This window comes from Marinifilum sp. D714 (genome assembly GCF_030851345.1).
Taxonomy (GTDB): domain Bacteria; phylum Bacteroidota; class Bacteroidia; order Bacteroidales; family Marinifilaceae; genus Marinifilum.
Genome location: NZ_JALPNU010000051.1, coordinates 1 through 2,561 on the forward strand (window position 1 = coordinate 1; position 2,561 = coordinate 2,561).

The 2,561-nt window shown below is 37.3% G+C and carries 2 protein-coding genes; both read right to left on the reverse strand.

Annotated elements, in window-relative coordinates; all coding sequences use genetic code 11:
* Positions 1-81 precede the first annotated feature (81 nt).
* Complete coding sequence (gene istB / locus M0051_RS19465) at positions 82-828, reverse strand: IS21-like element helper ATPase IstB (RefSeq protein ID WP_306743239.1); 747 nt, start codon at positions 826-828, stop codon at positions 82-84.
* A gap of 20 nt (positions 829-848) precedes the next feature.
* Positions 849-2,369, reverse strand: a complete 1,521-nt coding sequence (istA, locus tag M0051_RS19470) for an IS21 family transposase (RefSeq protein WP_306743240.1) — start codon at positions 2,367-2,369, stop codon at positions 849-851.
* Positions 2,370-2,561: the final 192 nt, after the last annotated feature.

A 2,561-nucleotide genomic window follows, 5' to 3' on the forward strand; every position in this document is an offset into this window, starting at 1 on the left:
TGGATATTTCGGTGTAATTGTGCCATCTATTTCGGTTATGTTGTGCCACTAAAAAAAAGAATGTTTTCTAGGCTAAAATTATTAAATCTTTTGAGTTTTCTCCATCTTATTTTTTCTCATTGATTGCCCAGTCAGTTCAATACGATGTGAGGAGTGCACCAGGCGATCTAAAATTGCATCAGCAATTGTTCCTTCTCCGATTGTTTCATGCCAGCACTTTACAGGGATTTGTGCAGCTATTATCATAGATGATTTATCGTATTTCATTTCTACAATATCCATTAGAGCATTTCTGATTTGCTCATCAAAACTAGTTAAGCCAAAATCATCAAGTATGAGCAAATCCGTTTTTTCTATCTTCTTCATTAGTTTTAGATAAGTTCCTTCCAGTTTTGCCAGCTTAATCTGATCTGTTAATCGAGCAAAATTAAAATACATGGTTTTGTGTTGTAACAAACAAGCGTTGTGACCTAATGCCTGAGCGAGGTAACTTTTACCAGTTCCCGTAGCACCGGTAATAATTATATTCTCCTTACTTTTAATAAAATCCATCTGTGCCATTCTTTCAAACACAGTTTTGTCCAAAGAACGATTGACTGTGTAATCAATATCCTGAATGGAAGCTGACTGTCTAAAACCTGCAGAAGAAATCAGGTTTTTAATCCGTTTGTTATGTCGGTGTTCCCATTCCTGATCAACCAGTAATGCAATATACTGATCCAAGGTGTAATCTTTATGAATGTTGTTTTGTAATGAGTTGTGATAAGTCTCAGCCATAGCCGAAAGTCTCATTTGTTTCATTTTTTCAATGGTAGTCTGATTATTCATCTATTTTCATTTTTTATGTGTTAGCAATAAGCTTTGGGACCTCTGATATTTATATGTATCGGAATCGATGTTTCCTGTAACTGAGTTTGAAGAGCCTTATCCATATTGTTTTCCAGTATTCGCTTCACGGTTCGATAAGAGTATCTGTCATGAGATAATGCCATATTACAGGCAGTTTCTATTCTGGATCGGCTAAATGCCTTTTTTAAGGCGATAATGCCCAAAGCCTGTTTGTAACCCAATTCCGGATAATCCTGTTGTTCTATTAGCTTACCGATATAATTACTTGTACCGGGACCAATATCGGCTGACAATTTTTGAAAATACTGCGGACTCCACTCACTGTAGAACTGATGAGAACTGCTTAGATGTTCTTTTATGGTACTGTAATATCCGGCTTTCTGACTGCGCTTGTGAGCAGATATTCTCTCTCCCTGATAATAAATCTCAACTACCTGTGAGTTGTATTGGAGTTCTACCATTTTACCGATATACCGATAAGGTACACTGTAATAGTTTTTGTTATCAGACAAGTATACATACCCCATCTTTTGCACCCTCGCTCGTTTGTAATGTCTTATCCTGTAAGGTTCTGATGGTAAATCTTGCAAATAAACCTGTTCTTGATCCAAAAACAACTTTTTCCTGCTTGCCTGATAAGTCTTCATTAGGTAGTCATTGTACTTCTCAAGCTCTGTTTTAAGTTGCACATTAAGATCTTCCAGACTAAAGAAAATCATATTGCGTAATGGATAATAAATACGCTGATAAACCAGTTTTACAGCTCCTTCAACCAAAGCCTTATCCTGAGGGGAATAGGTACGGGTTGGGTTAATTACACAGTTATAATGAAGTGCCAAAGCTTTTAAACTCTTGTTTAAAACAGCCTCATACTTGCTGGCTTTGCTTACTGCCGATTTTAAATTGTCCGTAACTATAGCTTTTGGACTACCTCCAAAATATTGCAGGCAGTTATTCATTGAGCTAATAAAATCTTCTCTTTTTTGAGAGTAACTTGCTTCTACAAAGGTATAGCCACTGCAAGGTAGGATCCCAACAAAAACCTCTACATCCCGAAGTTCTCCGCTTGCTTTGTCAACAATTTGAAGCTTTTTGCCACAATAATCTACAAATACTTTTTCACCCGCTTTGTGGTTGAGTTTTCCGCTGATTTTGGCTTTGCTAAGCCAGTTATTCAAATGTTCGTTAAATTGGGTATATCCATATCCTTCAGGGTGTTTTTGAAGATACTCTCGCCAAAGTGCTTCCCGAGTACAACCCGGCAATAACATTTGCTTTTTAAAGTATGGAAAATAAGCAGATAACTCTTTGTATCGGTTGGCATCTGTTGTGTTACGGGTTGGAAAAAGCTCCATTAGCTCAACATCGCTTAGCTCCAGCAGTTCTGAGAACTGAAGACCGCTAGCTTTTAATTGGCGAACATAGTAGTTAACTGTATTGCGATGAATCGCTAAAATATCCGAACAGGAGCGATTGCTTTCACCCCTGAGTTTTAGTTGGATTAATTGTTGTATATCCATGATATCTATCCTTTTTGCAGCCATAAATCTCTGTGTATAGGTACACAGACAAGATAGAAATCATTCTTTTTTTAATCGAAAGTGGCACAACTTGCTCCGATATACTATCTACAAAAAGTGGCACAACTTAGACCGAAATCAGTGGCACACTTTGCTCCGATATGAGTGGCATAAGTTCGAGCGATTTATCCA